Origin of the sequence: Streptomyces sp. B21-083 (genome assembly GCF_036898825.1) — a bacterium.
Taxonomy (GTDB): domain Bacteria; phylum Actinomycetota; class Actinomycetes; order Streptomycetales; family Streptomycetaceae; genus Streptomyces.
This window is the reverse complement of record NZ_JARUND010000002.1, coordinates 3,863,543-3,882,134: the sequence shown is the minus strand read 5'-3', so window position 1 is coordinate 3,882,134 and position 18,592 is coordinate 3,863,543. Positions and strand designations below refer to the sequence as shown.

22 protein-coding genes and 1 tRNA gene are annotated in these 18,592 nt (G+C 68.8%); 17 read left to right on the top strand and 6 right to left on the bottom strand.

Annotated elements, in window-relative coordinates:
- Positions 1 to 40 precede the first annotated feature (40 nt).
- The 6 genes from clpS (at position 41) to QA861_RS41335 (ending at position 3,058) form a co-directional block, all read left to right on the top strand.
- Positions 41 to 349, top strand: a complete 309-nt coding sequence (clpS, locus tag QA861_RS41360; protein WP_334594042.1) for an ATP-dependent Clp protease adapter ClpS — start codon at positions 41 to 43, stop codon at positions 347 to 349.
- An 11-nt stretch (positions 350 to 360) separates the two neighbouring features.
- Positions 361 to 966, top strand: a complete 606-nt coding sequence (locus tag QA861_RS41355) for a DUF2017 domain-containing protein (protein WP_334594041.1) — start codon at positions 361 to 363, stop codon at positions 964 to 966.
- Between the two features lie 90 nt (positions 967 to 1,056).
- Positions 1,057 to 1,479: a M67 family metallopeptidase gene (locus QA861_RS41350; protein WP_334594040.1), complete on the top strand. Its 423-nt coding sequence runs from the start codon at positions 1,057 to 1,059 to the stop codon at positions 1,477 to 1,479.
- Positions 1,480 to 1,591: 112 nt separating this feature from the next.
- Positions 1,592 to 1,690: a putative leader peptide gene (locus tag QA861_RS41345; protein WP_330290648.1), complete on the top strand. Its 99-nt coding sequence runs from the start codon at positions 1,592 to 1,594 to the stop codon at positions 1,688 to 1,690.
- 122 nt (positions 1,691 to 1,812) lie between these two features.
- Positions 1,813 to 2,091 (top strand): MoaD/ThiS family protein, encoded by a 279-nt coding sequence (locus QA861_RS41340; RefSeq protein ID WP_334594038.1) that lies wholly within the window; start codon positions 1,813 to 1,815, stop codon positions 2,089 to 2,091.
- 16 nt (positions 2,092 to 2,107) lie between these two features.
- Positions 2,108 to 3,058, top strand: coding sequence for a PLP-dependent cysteine synthase family protein (locus QA861_RS41335; protein WP_334594037.1), 951 nt, complete (start codon positions 2,108 to 2,110; stop codon positions 3,056 to 3,058).
- A gap of 40 nt (positions 3,059 to 3,098) precedes the next feature.
- On the opposite strand, the gene QA861_RS41330 is transcribed toward QA861_RS41335, so the two are convergent.
- Positions 3,099 to 3,566, bottom strand: a complete 468-nt coding sequence (locus QA861_RS41330; RefSeq protein ID WP_334594036.1) for a type II toxin-antitoxin system PemK/MazF family toxin — start codon at positions 3,564 to 3,566, stop codon at positions 3,099 to 3,101.
- 205 nt (positions 3,567 to 3,771) lie between these two features.
- Between QA861_RS41330 and QA861_RS41325 the strand changes: the two genes are divergently transcribed.
- Positions 3,772 to 4,524 carry an MBL fold metallo-hydrolase gene (locus tag QA861_RS41325; RefSeq protein ID WP_334594035.1) on the top strand — a complete coding sequence of 251 codons (753 nt, stop codon included), beginning with the start codon at positions 3,772 to 3,774 and terminating at the stop codon, positions 4,522 to 4,524.
- A gap of 81 nt (positions 4,525 to 4,605) precedes the next feature.
- On the opposite strand, the gene QA861_RS41320 is transcribed toward QA861_RS41325, so the two are convergent.
- Entirely contained in the window at positions 4,606 to 5,910 is a 1,305-nt protein-coding gene (locus QA861_RS41320) for a PTS transporter subunit EIIC (protein WP_334594034.1), read from the bottom strand.
- A 448-nt stretch (positions 5,911 to 6,358) separates the two neighbouring features.
- On the opposite strand from QA861_RS41320, the gene QA861_RS41315 reads away from it, so the two are divergent.
- The 4 genes from QA861_RS41315 (at position 6,359) to rdgB (ending at position 8,698) form a co-directional block, all read left to right on the top strand.
- Positions 6,359 to 6,592, top strand: a complete 234-nt coding sequence (locus tag QA861_RS41315) for a PTS sugar transporter subunit IIB (protein ID WP_334594033.1) — start codon at positions 6,359 to 6,361, stop codon at positions 6,590 to 6,592.
- A gap of 105 nt (positions 6,593 to 6,697) precedes the next feature.
- Positions 6,698 to 7,435: a ribonuclease PH gene (gene rph, locus QA861_RS41310; protein WP_334594032.1), complete on the top strand. Its 738-nt coding sequence runs from the start codon at positions 6,698 to 6,700 to the stop codon at positions 7,433 to 7,435.
- Positions 7,436 to 7,639: 204 nt separating this feature from the next.
- Positions 7,640 to 8,044, top strand: coding sequence for a DUF8711 family protein (locus QA861_RS41305; protein ID WP_334594031.1), 405 nt, complete (start codon positions 7,640 to 7,642; stop codon positions 8,042 to 8,044).
- Between the two features lie 51 nt (positions 8,045 to 8,095).
- Positions 8,096 to 8,698 carry an RdgB/HAM1 family non-canonical purine NTP pyrophosphatase gene (rdgB, locus tag QA861_RS41300; RefSeq protein ID WP_334594029.1) on the top strand — a complete coding sequence of 201 codons (603 nt, stop codon included), beginning with the start codon at positions 8,096 to 8,098 and terminating at the stop codon, positions 8,696 to 8,698.
- A 56-nt stretch (positions 8,699 to 8,754) separates the two neighbouring features.
- On the opposite strand, the gene QA861_RS41295 is transcribed toward rdgB, so the two are convergent.
- Together QA861_RS41295 and bcp are read right to left on the bottom strand one after the other, a co-directional pair.
- Positions 8,755 to 8,838: transfer RNA gene (locus QA861_RS41295), tRNA-Leu, on the bottom strand.
- Positions 8,839 to 8,911: 73 nt separating this feature from the next.
- Positions 8,912 to 9,379 (bottom strand): thioredoxin-dependent thiol peroxidase, encoded by a 468-nt coding sequence (bcp, locus tag QA861_RS41290; protein ID WP_319206833.1) that lies wholly within the window; start codon positions 9,377 to 9,379, stop codon positions 8,912 to 8,914.
- Positions 9,380 to 9,531: 152 nt separating this feature from the next.
- Here bcp and QA861_RS41285 point away from each other — a divergent pair, with 152 nt between their 5' ends.
- Positions 9,532 to 9,861 carry a DUF3618 domain-containing protein gene (locus QA861_RS41285; RefSeq protein ID WP_334594028.1) on the top strand — a complete coding sequence of 110 codons (330 nt, stop codon included), beginning with the start codon at positions 9,532 to 9,534 and terminating at the stop codon, positions 9,859 to 9,861.
- A 75-nt stretch (positions 9,862 to 9,936) separates the two neighbouring features.
- Positions 9,937 to 10,239, top strand: coding sequence for a GroES family chaperonin (locus QA861_RS41280; RefSeq protein ID WP_405826354.1), 303 nt, complete (start codon positions 9,937 to 9,939; stop codon positions 10,237 to 10,239).
- A 100-nt stretch (positions 10,240 to 10,339) separates the two neighbouring features.
- On the opposite strand, the gene QA861_RS41275 is transcribed toward QA861_RS41280, so the two are convergent.
- Positions 10,340 to 12,742 carry a transglycosylase domain-containing protein gene (locus QA861_RS41275; protein WP_334595012.1) on the bottom strand — a complete coding sequence of 801 codons (2,403 nt, stop codon included), beginning with the start codon at positions 12,740 to 12,742 and terminating at the stop codon, positions 10,340 to 10,342.
- 580 nt (positions 12,743 to 13,322) lie between these two features.
- Between QA861_RS41275 and QA861_RS41270 the strand changes: the two genes are divergently transcribed.
- From QA861_RS41270 to QA861_RS41255, 4 genes are all read left to right on the top strand, one after another.
- Positions 13,323 to 14,123 carry an ABC transporter permease gene (locus QA861_RS41270; RefSeq protein ID WP_334594026.1) on the top strand — a complete coding sequence of 267 codons (801 nt, stop codon included), beginning with the start codon at positions 13,323 to 13,325 and terminating at the stop codon, positions 14,121 to 14,123.
- A gap of 133 nt (positions 14,124 to 14,256) precedes the next feature.
- The gene (locus QA861_RS41265; RefSeq protein WP_334595011.1) at positions 14,257 to 15,081 is read left to right on the top strand and encodes an ABC transporter permease; all 825 of its coding nucleotides are present in this window, start codon (positions 14,257 to 14,259) and stop codon (positions 15,079 to 15,081) included.
- Between the two features lie 5 nt (positions 15,082 to 15,086).
- The gene (locus QA861_RS41260; RefSeq protein ID WP_334594025.1) at positions 15,087 to 16,103 is read left to right on the top strand and encodes an ABC transporter ATP-binding protein; all 1,017 of its coding nucleotides are present in this window, start codon (positions 15,087 to 15,089) and stop codon (positions 16,101 to 16,103) included.
- A 32-nt stretch (positions 16,104 to 16,135) separates the two neighbouring features.
- The gene (locus tag QA861_RS41255) at positions 16,136 to 16,816 is read left to right on the top strand and encodes a DUF1707 SHOCT-like domain-containing protein (RefSeq protein WP_334594023.1); all 681 of its coding nucleotides are present in this window, start codon (positions 16,136 to 16,138) and stop codon (positions 16,814 to 16,816) included.
- Between the two features lie 271 nt (positions 16,817 to 17,087).
- On the opposite strand, the gene QA861_RS41250 is transcribed toward QA861_RS41255, so the two are convergent.
- Positions 17,088 to 18,434, bottom strand: coding sequence for an SGNH/GDSL hydrolase family protein (locus tag QA861_RS41250; protein WP_334594022.1), 1,347 nt, complete (start codon positions 18,432 to 18,434; stop codon positions 17,088 to 17,090).
- Positions 18,435 to 18,592: the final 158 nt, after the last annotated feature.

Sequence of the window (18,592 nt, the reverse complement as noted above, 5' to 3'; positions counted from 1 at the left end):
GATTTGGCCGGTGACCCCCTTCTGGTGGCAGCATGGCCTTGTGACGTCACCCGCTCCCGTAGAGATCGAACGCACCGAACCGGCGGAGGAGACCTTCGCCGTACCCGAGCCCGACGTCCCCTGGGTCACCATCGTCCACAACGACCCGGTCAACCTCATGAGCTATGTGACCTACGTCTTCCAGACGTACTTCGGCTACCCGAAGGACAAGGCCACCAAGCTCATGATGGACGTCCACCACAAGGGCCGGGCGGTCGTCTCCAGCGGCAGCCGCGAAGAGATGGAACGCGACGTGCAGGCCATGCACGGCTACGGTCTGTGGGCCACCCTCCAGCAGGACCGGAAGTAGCGAACAATTCCATGCCAGGACACTTCGAACCGCTCCCCGGCGGCGGCGCGGCCGTCGCGCTCGACGACGTCGAGATCTCCATCATCCGGTCGCTGGCCGTCCAGCTCCTGGAGCTGATCGGCCCCGGCCCCGGCGAGGACGCCCCCGACGACCCGCTCGCCGAGCTGTTCGCCGAGGGCCCGAGCGAGCCCCCCTCCGACCCGGTGCTCAGGCGCCTGTTCCCGGACGCCTACGGTGACCCCGTCGACGTACCGTCGTCGCCGGAACAGGCGGAGGAACAGCGGGAGTACTCCTCCGAGTTCCGCCGGTTCACCGAGAACGACCTGCGGACCGGCAAGCGGGAGACCGCCCTCGCGGTGATCCGCTCACTGGACGCGCTGTCGCCGGCGGGCGACGGGGGCGCGGTGCTCAAGCTGACGCACGAGGAGTCCCGGCAATGGCTCGGCGCGCTCAACGACCTGCGCCTGGCGATCGGCTCCCGGCTCGACGTCGTCGACGAGGAGGACACCGACCTCCTCTACCGGCTCCCGGACGAGGACCCGCGCAAGCCGATGGTGATGGCGTACCTGTGGCTGGGAGGGCTGCAGGAGACGCTCGTGTCGACCTTGATGCCCTGAGATCTTCCTAGCCGTAGCGTCATTCCGGCATGTGGGCCGTCCCGTACCAACCCTCGGTACGGGACGGCCCCTCTGCTTATCCTGGCCAGCATGCTGACCATCACCCAGGCCCTCGTCGACCAGATCGTCGCCCACGCGCGCAAGGACCACCCCGACGAGGCGTGCGGCGTCGTCGCCGGCCCGGCGGGCTCCGACCGCCCCGAGCGCTTCATCCCGATGCTGAACGCGGCCATGTCGCCCACGTTCTACGAGTTCGACTCCGGGGATCTGCTCAAGCTGTACCGCGAGATGGACGACCGTGACGAGGAGCCGGTGGTCATCTACCACTCCCACACGGCGACCGAGGCCCACCCCTCCCGTACCGACATCTCCTACGCCAACGAGCCCGGCGCCCACTACGTCCTGGTGTCCACGGCCGACACGGACGGCCTCGGGGAGTTCCAGTTCCGCTCGTTCCGGATCGTCGAGGGAGAGGTGACGGAGGAGGAGGTCAGCGTCGTGGAGACGTACTGATCTCGTGCGGATCACCCGCCGATCTGCCACCCATCTCATCCAGCGGCCCGAAAATGTCCAGAATGCAGGACGGGCCTCCAGGATCCGGACCGGGAATCGATACGATGAGCCCATGGTTTCCTACGACGTGAGCGAGAAGACGCCGGGCACCCTGCTGCTCGTGGCGCGGCTGCACGTCGACCTGTGCAGGCTGGCAAGCGCCATCTGTTGATGCTGCCCCCTGCCGCCGTACGGCCGTGAGCCGCGGCGCGTCACATGTATGACCTGCTGAACAACGCTTTTCGCGCCGCCGCGCGCCCATCGACCTACCACTCCCGACAGGAGCCCCGAGCCATGGCCATCGAGGTCCGCATCCCGACCATCCTCCGCACCTACACCGACGGCGAGAAGGCCGTCCCCGGTGCCGGGGAGACCCTCGCCGAGCTTCTCGCCGACCTCGAAACCCGGCACACGGGAGTCCAGGCCCGCATCGTGGACGACGGCAAGCTGCGCCGCTTCATCAACGTCTACCTCAACGACGAGGACGTCCGCTTCCTCGACGGCATCAACACCAAGCTCGCCGACGGCGACACCGTGACGATCCTGCCGGCCGTCGCCGGTGGCATGGTCTGATCGGCCCCTGGCACCCATGCGCTACGACTCGCCGCTCGCCGCGGTAGGCAACACCCCCCTGGTGCGCCTGCCGCGGCTCTCGCCGTCCGCCGACGTACGGATCTGGGCGAAGCTGGAGGACCGAAACCCCACCGGCTCGGTCAAGGACCGCCCAGCCCTGCACATGGTCGAGCAGGCCGAGAAGGACGGCCGGCTCACCCCCGGCTGCACCATCCTGGAGCCCACCTCCGGCAACACCGGCATCTCGCTCGCCATGGCCGCCAAGCTCAAGGGCTACCGCATGGTCTGCGTGATGCCCGAGAACACCTCGCAGGAACGCCGCGAGCTGCTCGCCATGTGGGGCGCCGAGATCATCCCCAGCCCCGCCGCCGGCGGCTCCAACACGGCCGTACGGGTCGCCAAGGAGCTCGCCGCCGAGCACCCGGACTGGGTGATGCTCTACCAGTACGGCAACCCGGACAACGCGGGCGCCCACTACGCCACCACCGGCCCGGAGATCCTCACCGACCTCCCCTCCATCACCCACTTCGTGGCAGGCCTCGGCACGACCGGGACGCTCATGGGCGTCGGCCGCTACCTCCGCGAGCACAAGCCGGACGTGAAGATCGTCGCCGCCGAACCGCGCTACGACGACCTGGTGTACGGCCTGCGCAACCTCGACGAGGGCTTCGTACCCGAGCTGTACGACGCCTCCGTCCTCACCACCCGTTTCTCCGTCGGCTCGGCGGACGCGGTCACCCGCACCCGTGAACTCCTCCAGCAGGAGGGCATCTTCGCGGGCGTCTCCACCGGCGCCGCGCTGCACGCCGCGATCGGCGTCGGCAACAAGGCGGTCAAGGCGGGCGAGAGCGCGGACATCGCCTTCGTCGTCGCCGACGGTGGCTGGAAATACCTCTCGACGGGCGTCTACACGGCGGCCACGACAGAGGAAGCCATCGAGACACTGCAGGGCCAGCTCTGGGCGTGAGCCCCTGACCGGCCCATCGTGAACCTGTTCGGGTTCCGCACTACGACGCGAGGTGTCGGACCTGGTCCCACAGGGCCGGGTCCACCACCCCCACCCGCCGCCGGAACTCCTGAACTGGCAGGTCACGCAGCTCGTCCGTCTCCAGGAAACTCGTCCGGCCCTGGGCGTCGCCCACCGCGCCCGGCGGCAGCGGAATCACCCCCGGCCGCTCGTCGTGGTACTTGCTGGTGATCTTCGCGACCGTCGCGCGCCGCCCGCGCACCGCGAGCACCAGACACGGCCGGTCCTTGCCCCCCGGGCCGTCCTCGAAGGGCACGTTCGCCCACCAGATCTCCGCGGGCCGGGGCCGCGCCGACCGCCCCCGCTGCCCTTTCGGCTCCCCGGGCCGCCCCGGCGGCCTGCCCCCGCGCCTCGGGGGCCGATGCCCGCGCCCCCAGCCGTCCACCAGCGCCGCGACCAGCGCGAGCAGCACGACGGCCGCCAGGGCGAGCCACCATGACGTGTCCATACGGAAGACGGTACCGGCGCACTCCGCACGTCGCCCGCCCTACCTGCGCTTCACGTCCAGCCGAACCGGTGACAGCACAGGTGAGTTCGCCCACAACGGCCCTTGACGGAGGAGCGACGGGGGGTTTTGCGCCTTACGCTCGACAGCACCGCAAGAACCCCGTCACGTTTGTTTGACGCTCCCCGCCAGCGGAGGTTTCTGCTTTATGAAGCTCACCGTCGTCGGCTGCTCAGGGTCGTTCCCGTCCGCGGAATCGGCCTGTTCGAGCTACCTCGTAGAGGCCGACGGCTTCCGGCTGCTTCTCGACATGGGCAACGGTGCCCTTGGCGAGTTGCAGCGCCACTGCGGTCTCTACGACCTCGACGCGATCTTTCTCAGCCATCTGCACGCCGATCACTGCATCGACATGTGCGCGTACTTCGTCGCACGGTACTACCGCCACGATGGCGGTCGCTGCGATCCGATCCCGGTCTACGGCCCCGAAGGCACCGAGCACCGTCTCACCACCGCCTACGCCGACACCCCCACCGCCTCCTCCATGAGCGAGGTCTTCGACTTCCACACGGTCAAGCCGAGCACCTTCGACATCGGGCCCTTCACCGTCCACACCGAGCGGGTGCGTCACCCGGTGGAGGCGTACGGCATCCGTATCGAGCACGCCGGGAAGTCCCTGACGTACTCCGGGGACACCGGCGTCAGTGCCACGCTGGAGCAACTCGCCCGGAACACCGACCTGTTCCTCTGCGAGGCCGCGTTCACGCACGGCAAGGAGAACATCCCGGACCTGCACCTCAACGGCCGCGAGGCGGGCCAGACGGCGAAACGCGCGGGCGCGCACAAGCTCGTCCTGACCCACATCCCCCCGTGGACCGACCCGCAGGTCAACCTGGCCGACGCGCGCGAGGAGTTCCGGGGGCCGGTGGAACTGGCGACGCCACGGGTGACGTACGAGATCTGACGCCGCGTAGGCACACGCAGACCCCGGAACCTGGTCGGTCCCGGGGCCCTTCTCATGCGGTACGGCCGTACGGCCGGGCTCTCACGCCTTGGTGAGGTCCTCGACCTCCTCCTCGGGCTCGCGGCCGGGGGTGGGGAGGTTGAACTTGGTGATGGCGAAGCGGAAGACGAAGTAGTAGACGGCGCCGAAGACCAGGCCGACGGGGATCAGCAGCCAGGGCTTGGTGGAGATGCCCCAGTTGATGAAGACGTCGATGAAGCCGGCCGAGAAGCTGAAGCCCATGTGCATGCCCAGAGCCCAGGTCACGGCCATCGAGATCGCGGTGAGGACCGCGTGGATGGCGTACAGCACCGGGGCGATGAACATGAAGGTGAACTCGATCGGCTCGGTGACACCCGTGACGAACGAGGTCAGCGCCATCGACATCATCATGCCCAGCACGGCCTTGCGACGCTCGGGCCGGGCGGAGTGCGCGATCGCGAGGGCGGCGGCCGGCAGACCGAACATCATGATCGGGAAGAAGCCGGTCATGAACATACCGGCGGACGGGTCGCCGCCGAAGAAGCGCGGAAGGTCGCCGTGGAAGACCGTGCCGGCGGAGTTGGTGAAGTCGCCGATCTGGAACCAGGCCACCGAGTTCACGAACTGGTGCATGCCGATCGGGATCAGCGCACGGTTGATGAGACCGAAGAGCGCGGCGCCGAAGGAACCCAGACCGGTCATCCACTCGCCGAAGTTGGTGATGACATCACCGATGGGCTGCCAGCCCACGACGACCAGGACACCGAGCACGGTACCGAGGGCGGCCGTGATGATCGGCACGAGCCGGCGGCCGTTGAAGAAGCCGAGCCAGTCGACGAGTTGCTTGCGGTGGTAGCGCTGCCAGAGGACCGCCGTCAGGAGGCCGAGGATGATGCCGCCGAGGACGCCCGGGTTCTCGAAGGTCGCGGCCTGCGCGGCCTCGGTGCCCTTCTGCCAGAAGCCGCCGCCGAGTCCGGTCCCGGTGTAGGTGGCGCCGTCGTGGCCGTCCTTGATCGGGTACTGGTGGATCACCGCGTAGTAGGTGAGGAACCCGACCACGGCGGCCAGCGCCGTCGAGCCGTCGGACTTCTTCGCGAAGCCGATGGCCACGCCTATACAGAACAGCAGGGGCAGACCGAAGGAGCCGTCCAGCAGGGCGCCGCCCGCTCCGGCGAACACCTTCGCCACATCGGCTGGGATGTGGAACCTCTCCTGGGAGTCAGCCTGGCCGAGCCGGAGCAGGAGACCCGCCGCCGGAAGTACGGCGATCGGGAGCTGCAGGCTGCGGCCGACCTTCTGCAGGCCCTGGAACAGGCCGGATCCCCTCTTTTTCGAGGGGACCGCCGTCGCGGTGGCGGTGCTCATACTTCCTCCAACGAGTACATGGTCTACACCACTCAGTGGTGTAGACCATGTTGTAGCACGGTGAAGGCCGCATAAGGAACCCACGATTTGCACGGGAAATCGGTGATCTTCGGACCTCAGACCTTGGTGACGTCCTCGACCTCCTCCTCCCCTCCCTGCCCGGCGTCTTCAGGTCGAACCGCAGACTCGCGAACCGGAAGATCACGTAGTGGACGAGGGGTCCGGCGACCGCCGCGAGCACCGTCGAACCGTGCCGGCACTCATGGGCGTCCTCGCGGATGTCGAGACCGGGTTTGGAGACTCCCGTCCGACTGGTGTAGACCAGTCGGCGACGAACGGTCGTACCGTGTCGTGAAACCCATCCTTCGGGAGGCACGCCATGACCGCTCGCGAAGATCGGCCAACTGTGGGTTACTGCGACAAAGCGGTTCGGACCAGGGAGTAGGACATGTCCACCAAGGCAGAGAAGATCGTCGCCGGACTCGGCGGCCTCGACAACATCGAAGAAGTCGAAGGCTGCATCACCCGCCTCCGCTGCGAGGTCATCGACCCCGCACTGGTCAACGACGCCGCCCTCAAGGCCGCCGGCGCCCACGGCGTCGTCAAGATGGGCACCGCCATCCAGGTCGTCATCGGCACGGACGCCGACCCCATCGCGGCCGACATCGAAGACATGATGTAGATCCCAGGCTCGAATTCCCGTACCCAGTACAGGTGTTCACCCCTGAAGGGGCCCTTCCCCACCACGGGAAGGGCCCCTTTCCCCGTTGCGGCTAGGCTCGTCGCCATGTCACGTATCGACGGCCGCACGCCCGAACAACTCCGCCCCGTCACCATCGAACGCGGGTGGAGCAAGCATGCCGAGGGCTCCGTCCTCGTCTCCTTCGGCGACACGAAGGTCTTCTGCACCGCCTCCGTCACCGAGGGCGTCCCGCGTTGGCGCAAGGGCAGCGGCGAGGGCTGGGTCACCGCCGAATACTCGATGCTCCCGCGCGCCACCAACACCCGCGGCGACCGCGAGTCGGTCCGCGGCAAGATCGGCGGCCGTACGCACGAGATCAGCCGCCTCATCGGCCGCTCCCTGCGCGCGGTCATCGACTACAAGGCGCTCGGCGAGAACACGATCGTCCTCGACTGTGACGTCCTCCAGGCCGACGGCGGCACCCGCACGGCCGCCATCACCGGCGCCTACGTCGCCCTCGCCGACGCCATCACCTGGGCCCAGGGCAAGAAGCTGATCCGCAACAACCGCCAGCCCCTCACCGGCACGGTGAGCGCGGTCTCGGTCGGCATCGTGGGCGGAGTGCCGCTGCTGGACCTCTGCTACGAGGAGGACGTCCGCGCGGAGACCGACATGAACGTCGTCTGCACCGGAGACGGCCGCTTCGTCGAGGTCCAGGGCACCGCCGAAGCCGAACCGTTCGCCCGGGACGAGCTGAACTCCATTCTCGACCTCGCGGTCGCCGGCTGCGCGGACCTGGCGGCCCTCCAGCGCAAGGCACTGGACACCGCCCTGGAAAGGTAAAGGGTTCACCAAGTAGGGTTCGGGTCGCGGGCAACCGCACCGCCAGGCATCGCGTCTTCATCGGTACGGGCGTACGGCACACCGCTGTGCGCCCGGCCAGCTGTCAGGGGCCGACCGCACGAACGCACGGGACATCGCCGTCCCACTCCCACCGTCGCGCCCCGACCGATCACGAACGATCACCGAACGAGGGGAACCACCACCATGGCCGTGAGCCGCCGACCCGGCCGCCGCACCACCGCCATCGCCGCCACCGTGGCCGCCGTCGCGCTGACCGCCGGGCTCACCACCGGATGCGACGCAGTCAACAAGGCCCTGGACTGCGTCCAGACCGCCGACGCCGTCGCCACCAGCGTCTCCAACCTCCAGAACGCCGTCCAGAACGCGGCGAACGACCCGACCCAGGCGGACGAAGCCCTCGCGTCGATCGACAAGAGCCTCGACGACCTCGGCAACAAGACGGACAACACCGACGTCAACAAGGCGGTCAACGACCTCAACAAGGCCGTGGACAGCGTCCGTTCGGCCATCAAGAACGGCGACGCGACCCCCGACATCAGCGGCGTCACGGACGCGGCGAGCGAACTGACGAAGGTCTGCACGTCGTAACCGTCGTGAACGGCGTGAACGGCCGCGGGCGCGCCCGGGATACTGGACGCCATGACACGCCTGATCCTCGCCACCCGTAACGCCGGAAAGATCACGGAGCTGCGGCAGATCCTCGCCGACGCGGCCCTCCCCATGGACCTGGTCGGCGCGGAGGCCTACCCCGACATCCCCGACGTCAAGGAAACAGGCGTCACCTTCGCGGAGAACGCCCTCCTCAAGGCCCACGCCCTCGCCCGGGCGACAGGCCTCCCGGCGGTGGCCGACGACTCGGGCCTCTGCGTCGACGTCCTGAACGGCGCGCCCGGCATCTTCTCGGCCCGCTGGTCCGGCCGACACGGCGACGACCAGGCGAACCTGGAGCTACTGCTGGCCCAGCTCTCCGACATCGCGGACGAACACCGGGGCGCCCACTTCGCCTGCGCGGCGGCCCTGGCACTTCCGGACGGCACGGAGAGGGTGGTCGAGGGCCGGCTGAGGGGCGTACTGCGCCACACCCCGGTGGGCTCAGGCGGCTTCGGCTACGACCCGATCCTCCAGCCGGACGGCGAGACACGGACCTGCGCCGAGCTGACGTCAGCGGAGAAGAACGCGATCAGCCACCGGGGGCAGGCGTTCCGGGGGTTGGTGCCGGTGGTGCGGGAGTTGCTGGGCTGAGGCGGGAGAACAGGAACAGCCTGTGAATCGATCCTTCGATTCACAGGCTGCTTGTGTGCGGCGGAAGGGATTCGAACCCTCAAGCCCGATCAAGGGCCACAGATCCTAAGTCTGCTGTGTCGCCATTGCACCACCGCCGCTAGCCGTCTGACATCATACCGGGCAGGCGGCCGTTGGTGGGCGGGGGTTTTGTGTGACGGGACTCGGATGCCCTCAGACGCCCAGGTCCTTGATGATCTTCGCCACGTGGCCGGTCGCCCGGACGTTGTACAGGGCCCGTTCCACCTTGCCCTCCTCGTCCACCACGATCGTGGAGCGGATGACGCCCATGTACGTCTTGCCGTAGTTCATCTTCTCGCCGAAGGCGGCGTACGCCTCCAGGACCGTCTTGTCCGTGTCGCCGAGCAGGGTGACCTTCAGGTTCTCCTTCTCGCGGAACTTCGCGAGCTTCTCCGGCTTGTCCGGGGAGATGCCGATCACGTCGTACCCCGCGCCGGCCAGCAGCTCCAGGTTGTCCGTGAAGTCGCAGGCCTGCTTCGTGCAGCCGGGGGTCAGGGCGGCCGGGTAGAAGTAGACGATGACCTTGCGGCCCTTGTGGTCGGCCAGCGACACCTCGTTGCCGTCGGCGTCGGGCAGGGTGAAGGCGGGGGCCACGTCACCGGGCTGGAGTCGCTCGCTCATCGGTCTGGTCTCCTCGTACGTCCTCGTGAGTCCTCGCGCGCCCGTGAAAGGGCGCCGGTCCGAGCCTAACCGGGGGTGCTGACAGTGCGGTCCGAGGCGGAACTGACAGACTGTCCGGAGTAATGCATCCAGCGGACTTCGGAGGGCGTACGGTGGCGGACACCTCGGACAGCAGAACCCCGACGCAGATCGAGGCGGACATCAAGCGCCGGCGCGAGACGTTGGCCGAGACGCTCGACGAGATCGGGGTGCGGGTGCACCCGAAGACGATCGTCGGCGATGCCAAGGCCAAGGTCGTCTCGAACATCGATCACACCCTCGGGCGCGCCTACGTCGGCGTCAACCGTGTCGTCGGCGATGTCAAGGGACAGCTCGTCGACGAGGAGGGTGCTCCGAGGCTGGAGCGGATCGTGCCCGTCGCCCTCGTCGTCGTGGGGCTCGTCGGGCTGCTCACTCTCGGGGCCCGGCGGCGCAGGGGTTGATGGGACAGGTAGGTTCGGAGCGTGAGCGCCAAAAGCAGTGAGAAGAGCATCCATCACGACAAGCTGCCCATCCGGATGCTGCACGACCGTGTGCTCGTGCGGCAGGACGCCAGCGAGGGTGAGCGGCGTTCCGGTGGCGGGATCCTGATTCCCGCCACCGCGGCAGTCGGGCGCCGGCTGGCCTGGGCGGAGGTCGTCGCGGTCGGGCAGAACGTACGTACGGTGGAGCCGGGCGACCGCGTGCTGTACGACCCGGAGGATCTCGCCGAGGTCGAGGTGCGCGGGGTGGCCTACGTGCTGATGCGCGAGCGCGACCTGCATGCCGTCGCGGCGGACCGGTTCGAGGGGTCCGAGGACTCGACGGGCCTGTACCTGTAAGTCAGTGAGTTGTAGCTGCGGAGCAGCAGCGGCGTCCGGGGCTGGTGACCATCGTCACCAGCCCCTTTCCCGTTTCCCGCAGGCTCCGTGGCCGGGCGGTTCAGTCCCGTCGGGCCGAGGTCAGCGCCCCGGTCGTCACGCCGGGTGTCGTTCCTCCCGTGGTGCCACCCGAGTCCGTCGTACCGCCGTTGTCGGTGGTGCCGCCCGAGTCCGTGGTGCCCCCGGTGTCCGTCGTACCGCCGTCCGTCGTCGTACCGCCCGTGTCCGTGGTGCCGCCGGTGGTGGTCCCGCCGGTGTTCGTCGTACCGCCGGTCGTCGTCGTGCCGCCCGTCGCCGTGGTCCCGCCGGTGGTCGTGCCGCCGGTCGCCGTCGCACCGCCGGTGGGAGTCGCGCCGGTTGTCGCGCCCGGGGTTTCCTGGCCGCCGCCGTCCGTGGTGCCGCCGTTGTCCTGGCCGGCGTTCGCGCCGGGGTCGGGCGACGACTCGGCGGGCGGGAGCTGCTCCTCGTCGGCGCCGTCCTGGAGCTGGAGGTCGAAGTCCTTCGCCTCCTTGCCCTTCAGGGCGTCCTTCGTGAACTGGGCCCAGATCTCGGCGGGGGCACCGCCACCGTTGACGCGCTGAAGGCCCATCGCGCCGTACAGCGACTTGTGCTTGCCGGTGACCGGGTCCTGGCCCATGACGGAGACGACCGTCGCGAGATCGGGGGTGTAGCCCGCGAACCAGGCCGCCGTGTCCTCCTCGGCCGTGCCGGTCTTGCCGGCCACCGGGCGGTCGGCCTCCTGGGCCGCGGTCGCCGTGCCCTCTTCCACCACGCTCTGCAGGACCGCCGTGGTCGTGTCGGCGGCCTCCCGTGAGACGACCTGCTTGGTCGCCTGCTTGGGGAGGGTCACCGACCCCGTCTCGCCGTCCTTCGTGATCTTCTCGATGATCGTGTACGTGCCGTGCTTGCCGTGGTTGGCGAGCGTGGCGTACGCCTCCGTCATGTCGAGGACGCTGGCCGTCGACGTGCCGAGCGCGATGGACGGGTACGGGTTGAGGTCGGGGGTGTCGGAGGGCAGGCCCAGGTCGATCGCGGTCTGCTTGACCTTCGCGGGGCCGACGTCCACCGCCATCTGCGCGTACACCGCGTTGACGGACTTGTTCGTCGCCGTGCGGACGGTGATGTTGCCGTACGAGTACTGGTCCTCGTTCTCGGGGCCGTACTCGCCGCCGCTCCAGCCCTGTACCGGGCGCTTGTTGGTGCCGTCGTAGTACGTGTTCGGCGTGATCCTCTGCCCGTCCTGGGTCACCGAGCCGTTCTGGACGGCCGAGGTGAACACGAACGGCTTGAAGGTGGAGCCGTCCTGGTAGTCGCGGCGGGTCGCGTTGTTGACGTACTGCTTGGTGTAGTCGATGCCGCCGTACATCGCGAGGACCTTGCCGGTGGCCGGGTCGATGGCCACGCCGCCCGCGCGGACGTAGTTGTCGGCCTTGTTGTTCTTCTTGTCGAGCTTCTTCATCACCTTGTCGTTGACGGCCTTCACGAAGGCGTCCTGCTTCGGCTTCTGCAGGGTGGTGGTGATGCGGTAGCCGCCGGCCTGGAGCTGGTCCTCGGTGAGGATCTTGTTGTCGAACAGGTAGTCGTTGACGGCCTTGACCAGGTAGCCGCGCTGGCCGGACATGCCTGTCGAGACGATCGACTGCTTCGGCTCGGGGAACTTGATGTCCTTGCGCGCGGACTCGGTCAGCCAGCCCTTCTTGACCATGCCGTCGAGGACGTAGTTCCAGCGGGCGAGTGCGGCCGGCCTGTTCTCGGGGTGGGCGATCACGTCGTACTCGCTGGGCGCGTTGAGCAGCGCGGCGAGGTAGGCGCCCTGTCCGGCGGTCAGGTCGATCGCGTCGACGCCGTAGTAGGCCTGGGCCGCTGCCTGGAGACCGTACGAGTTGCGGCCGGCGTAGCTGGTGTTGAGGTAGCCCTCAAGGATCTGGTCCTTGGTCTTCACCCGGTCAAGCTTGATCGAGATGAAGAACTCCTTCACCTTTCGGGTGACGGTCTGCTCCTGCGCGAGGTAGTAGTTCTTCACGTACTGCTGGGTGATCGTGGAGCCGGACTGCTTGCCCTTGCCGGTCCCCGTGTTCCAGGCGGCGCGGATCATGGCCTTCGGGTCGATCGCGGACTCGGTGTAGAAGTCGCGGTCCTCGGCGGCCAGGACGGCGTGCTGGGCGTCCTTGGAGATCTGCGACAGGTTCACGTTCTCCCGGTTGACCTCGCCGTCGCGGGCGAGCTGGCTGCCGTCGGCGTAGAGGTAGACGTTGCTCTGCTTCATGGCCGCGGCGTTCGCCGCCGGGATGTTCACCATGTAGTAGCCGAGTGCGAACAGGGCGACGATCATCATGATCCCGAGCACGAGCGTGCTGAGCACGAACCGCCAGGTCGGGATCAGCCGCCGCCACCCGGTGCGCCGGGGACGCTTGGGCTTCTTGCCCTTCGCGGCTTTCGCGGACTGCGCGGCTGCCTCGGACATGCCGCCCGCCACCACTTCGGGTCGCGCGTCGGCTCGCGCGTCAACTCGCACGACGGGCTGCACGACGGTTTGCTCGCGGTGCGCGACGGGTTCCGTGACGGGTGCCGTGACAGGTTTTGTGACGGGCGGCACGACGGGCTGCGCGATGGTTCGCTCGCGGTCCACGTCACGCTCCACGGCGGGCTCCGCGATCGGCTCTGTGACGGGCTTCACGTCAGGCTTCACGTCAGGCTTGACGCCTGGCTCCGCGTCAGGCTTCGTGACGGGCTCCGCGACGGTTCGTTCGGGTTTCGCGTCGGGCTGCACTGCCGGTTTTCTGGGTGCCGAGCCCTGCGTCGGCTGCTGCGGCTCTGGCTGGTCGCTCATGTCGTGCACGGACTCCTGTTTCGCGTCGCACGTTGCCGTACGACCTCATTCACCACTTCAAACGTTTTCTGCGCCCCCTCTTGAAGACTGTCGCACCCGGCGATCAGTTCCCTGACCCACGCACGCTTCCTGCCCGAAAACGCGTGGCGGGCGGGCAGCAGGGCGGACTAGGCTCCTGCGCTTCGGTCCGGATGCGTCGGGAAAGGCTGGTGTCGTGGGTTCTGGGCGGTTGTACGCGGCCGTCGCGGCGGGGGGTTTCCGACGGTATGCCACCTATCGGGTGGCCACGCTGGCGGGGGTGCTGACCAACACCGTCTTTGGCGTGATCCTGGCCTACACGTACATCGCCCTGTGGGACGAGAGACCGCACCTGGGCGGGTACGACCAGTCCCAGGCTCTCACCTTTGTGTGGCTGGGCCAGGCGCTGCTGATGACCATGTGCGTGATGGGTACAGGATTCGAGGGGGAGCTGATCGAGCGTATCCGTACGGGTGACATCGCGATCGACCTGTACCGGCCGGCCGACCTCCAGCTGTGGTGGCTGGCCCAGGACATGGGGCGGGCCCTGTTCCACCTGCTGGGCAGGGGGCTGGTCCCGGTGGCGATCGGCGCGTGGATCTTCGACCTGTCGCTCCCGGCCTCGCCGCTGACCTGGCTGGCGTTCCTGGGCGCGGTCGTCCTGGGGATGCTGGTCAGCTACTCGCTGCGGTTCCTGATGGCGCTGGCCGCGTTCTGGCTCCTTGACGGCGCGGGCATCATCCAGATGGCGTGGCTCGCGGGTGTCTTCTGCTCGGGCATGGTGCTGCCGCTGAACGTCTTCCCGGGGCTGCTCGGCGAGATCGTACGGGCCCTGCCGTGGGCGGCGCTGATCCAGGCGCCGGCGGACATCCTGCTGGGCGAGGCGGATCCGGTGGCGACGTACGCCTTCCAGGCCGGGTGGGCGGTGGCGCTGCTGGCGGTGGGGCGTCTGGTCCAGGCGGCCGCGACTCGGCGGGTGGTGGTTCAGGGTGGATGACGTGGGAGTCGGCGGTGCCGGTGGTGTCGCGGGGGCGGTGCAGACCGGTGTGCGGGGCGAGCGGTGGGCCGACGACGCCGGGATCGGCGGGGCGGGCCGAGCGGGCGGGGCCGGGGGCTGGGACGACGGGCCGCTGAGCCGTACCAGCCGGGTGCTCGACGGCGTACGGGCCTATCGGATGATCACCGCGATGTGGATCCGGTCGACGATGGCCTACCGGGTGTCGTTCGCGATGACCACGCTCGGGAACTTCGTGGCGACCGGCCTCGACTTCCTGGCGATCGTGCTGATGTTCTCCCAGATCGACCGGCTCGGCGGCTACTCGCTGCCCGAGATCGCGTTTCTGTACGGGCTGTCCTCGATCGCGTTCGGGATCGCCGACCTCGTGGTCGGGTCGATGGACCGGCTGGGGAGCCGGGTCCGCGACGGCACCCTGGACACGCTGCTCGTGCGTCCGGCGCCGGTGCTCGCGCAGGTCGCCGCGGACCGGTTCGCGCTGCGCCGTCTCGGCCGGATCACCCAGGGTCTGCTGGTGTTCGGCTACTCCCTCACGGCTCTCGACGACGTCCACTGGACGGTGCTGAAGGTGCTGTTGCTGCCGGTGATGGTGATCAGTGGCGGGGCGATCTTCTGCGCGGTGTTCGTCGCGGGCGGGGCCTTCCAGTTCGTGGCCCGGGACGCCTCCGAGGTGCAGAACGCGTTCACGTACGGCGGTGCCACGCTGTTGCAGTATCCGCCGGGTCTGTTCGCGCAGGACCTGGTGCGCGGGGTGACGTTCGTCGTCCCGCTGGCCTTCGTCAACTGGCTGCCCGCGCTGTACGTGCTGGGCCGCCCCTACCCGCTCGGCCTGCCGCAGTGGGTGGCGTTCCTGTCGCCGCTGGTGGCGCTGGGCTGCTGCGTGCTCGCCGGGCTGGCCTGGCGAGCGGGACTTCTTTCGTACCGGAGCACGGGGAGTTAGGGCGCGTGGACAGTCAAGTGGACGGTTCCATCGAGGAGTTCAACGAGTCGTTCATCCAACTGGACGGTGTCGAGAAGGTCTTCGACGTGCGCAAGAAGACCGGGTTCATGCGCAGTGAGCGGCGCGAGGTGCGGGCGGTCGACTCGATCTCCTTCCGGGTGGCGCGCGGGGAGATGGTCGGCTACATCGGCCCGAACGGCGCCGGGAAGTCGACGACCATCAAGATGCTGACGGGCATCCTCACGCCCAGCGGCGGCCGGTTGCGCGTCGCCGGTATCGACCCGTCCCGTGAGCGCACCCGTCTCGCGCGGCGCATCGGGGTGGTGTTCGGGCAGCGTACGACGCTGTGGTGGGACCTCCCGCTGATCGACTCGTACAGTCTGATGCACCGCATGTACCGCATCCCGGACGCCCGTTACCGGGAGAACCTCGACCGTTGCGTCGAACTCCTCGAACTGGGCGACCTGTTGGATGTGCCGGTTCGTCAACTGTCCCTGGGGCAGCGGATGCGCGGTGACATCGCGGCGGCTCTGCTGCACGATCCCGAGGTGCTGTATCTCGACGAGCCGACGATCGGCCTGGACGTCATCTCGAAGGCCCGGGTGCGCGAGTTCCTGCGTGACCTGAACGCCGAGCGCGGCACGACGGTCCTGCTCACGACGCACGACCTCCAGGACATCGAGCAGCTGTGCTCGCGCGTGATGGTCATCGACCACGGCCGGTTGATGTACGACGGTCCGCTGACCGGCCTGCACGAGGTGGGGGACAGTGAGCGGACCCTCGTCGTGGACCTGGAGCGTGAGCTGCCGCCGATCGAGGTGCCGTCGGCGCGGGTCGTACGGGTGGAGGGTCCGCGTCAGTGGCTGGCGTTCCCGGCGTCGGAGTCGGCGGCGCCGCTGGTCGCGCGGATCGCGGCGGAGTATCCGCTGGTGGACCTGTCGGTGCGGGAGCCGGACATCGAGGCGGTGATCGCGAAAATGTACGCCGAGCAGGCCGGGAAGTCGGGGCGCGTGGTCTCGTAGCCTCCCTCGCGGGGACCTCGTAGGCTGCGTGCATGACGGACGACCTTCCGGAGCTGCGCGCTTCCGACGCCGATCGTGAACGAGTCGCCGAGATCCTGCGGGACGCCCTCGCGGAGGGGCGGCTCGACATGGCGGAGTTCGAGGAACGGCTCGACGCGACCTACCAGGCGCGTACGTACGGCGAGTTGACGCCGATCACCCGTGACCTGCCCGGGGCCGGGGTGAGCGCGCCCGCCGTGAGCATGGTCAAGCAACCTACGGAGAGCGGGAGTTGGCCGGTCCGGATCGTCGGGGGCGAGGGGTCCTCGCGGTGGGCCGTCGCCGTCATGGGCGGGTTCCAGCGCGGGGGGCGCTGGACGATGCCGCGGCAGTTCAACGCGTTCACGTTCTGGGGTGGCGGTGAACTCGACCTGCGTGAAGCGAACTTCGCCGACCGTGAGGTGGTCGTCAACTGCGTCGCGATCATGGGCGGCATGAACGTCGTCGTGCCGCCCGGCGTCGAGGTCGTCGTGCGTGGCATCGGCATCATGGGCGGCTTCGACCACAGCCAGGAGGGGGTACTGGGCGACCCCGGCGCCCCCCGAGTGATCATCCAGGGCTTCGCCTTCTGGGGCGGAGTGGGCGTAACCCGCAAACTCCCAAAGGCAGAACGCCAACGCCTGAAGGAGGAACGCCGCCAGGAGAAACTGGAGCGACGCAGAGACGGCGACTGAGCGCTTTTACCGTCGCGGACACGTTGACTGAGCGCTTTTAGGGGCGCGGGAACGGTGACTGAGCGCTTTCAGCGGCGCGGGAACGGTGACTGAGCGCTTTCAGCGACGCGGACTGAGCGCTTTTACCGTCGAGGACCGGTGACTGAGGGCTTTTACCGTCGCAGGGACCGGTGACTGAGCGCTTTTAGGGGCGCGGGGAACTGCGCGACCAGCCCCAACGGGCCCGCACCCAACAACGCACCCCAAACACACCCCCAAACCGCCCGCATCCCTAAAGCCGCGCCGGCGCAACCCCCTTCAAATCCGCCAAGTCGAACACCGCAGCCATCCGCGCATACCCCGCGTCACTCGGATGCAGATGATCCCCGGAGTCATACTCCGCCCGGAACCGCCAGGGATCGTACGGATCCCGCAACGCCTTGTCGAAGTCCGCGTACGCGTCGAACACCCGCCCACCCCGGATCTCCGCGTTCACCGCCTGCCGCAACGCCTCCGTGGGCGCCGAGTACCCATGGAACCCCCCGAACGGCATCAGCGTCGCCCCCACCACCGTCAGGCCCCGCCCGTGCGCCTCGGCCACCAGCTCACGCAGCCCGGCGACTATCGCGGACGCCTTCAGGGTGCGCGGGTCGCGGGCGCGCAGGATGTCGTTGACGCCCAGGTCGATGACGACGGCCTTGACGTTCGTACGGCCGAGGGCGTCCCGTCCGAACCGGGTCAGTCCGCTCGCGTTGGGCGCCGGCGTGCCCTTGCCGCCGGGCCGCAGGACGCGGTTGCCGCCGATGCCCTGGTTGACGACGCTGTAGCGGGGCACGTCCGCGCCGGCCTCGGCAGCCGCGTGCAGCCGGTCGGCGAGGACGTCGGGCCAGCGCCTGTTCGCGCCCACGGTCGACGTGCTGCCGGCGGTGAGCGAGTCACCGAGGGCGACGATCGTGCCGTTGGCCTGCTTGCTGAGGACGTCCAGGGCGGTGACGTACCGCCAGGCCTCGGTCCGCTCGGTGTACGCCGTGGCGTGGGGGTCCTCGGTGCGGTCGCCCAGCGCGGAGTACGAGATCTGCCGGGCGCGCGGATGGTAGGTGACCGGGCCGGACGGGAGGTCGGCGTACGTCGTCACCAGGACGTCGCTGTCGCGCGGGACGGTGATCCGTACCGCGTCGCTGACGATCTGCCGTCCGGGCGCGACGGTCACCGAGGGGCTGCCGCCGAAGGTGAGCCGGCGCATGGTGGCGGCGTCGGCGGCGGCGCTGTTCTCGGCGGCGGCGACGGCGATCGAGGCGTGGTCGATGGTCAGGGGCTGCTCGCCGTACAGGTTGGAGAGCGTGACGCGGGCACTCGTACCGCCGGCCGCCGTGTGCACGACGTTGCGCAGGGAGCGGCCGGCCAGGCCCTGGATCTCGGTGCCGGGCTCGCCCTCGACGGGGGAGGCGGACCAGCTGCCGACCCAGGCGCCGGTGGACGCGGGGGAGTCACCGTTGCCCGAGTCGTCGCGTGCCTGGCTGACGGACCTCGAGTGCCGGTTGCCGTCGTCAAGGGTCGCCCCGACGTATATGGCGGCCGACACGGCCACGACGAGCGTGATCATCGCGGCGAGCAGGCCATAACCGTGGCGCCTGGTCATGGGATGCGGAACTCCTCGTACGGCGGGGAGCGTGGGGCTCCGGTGGGCTGTGCCCATGATGCGGGATGGGCCTGTGCGAGCCGGCCCGAACAGTGTGGATCGGCTCCTCCGGGTATACGCGGGGAACTCTTGTTCCGTTCCAGGAGTCGGTCAGGAAG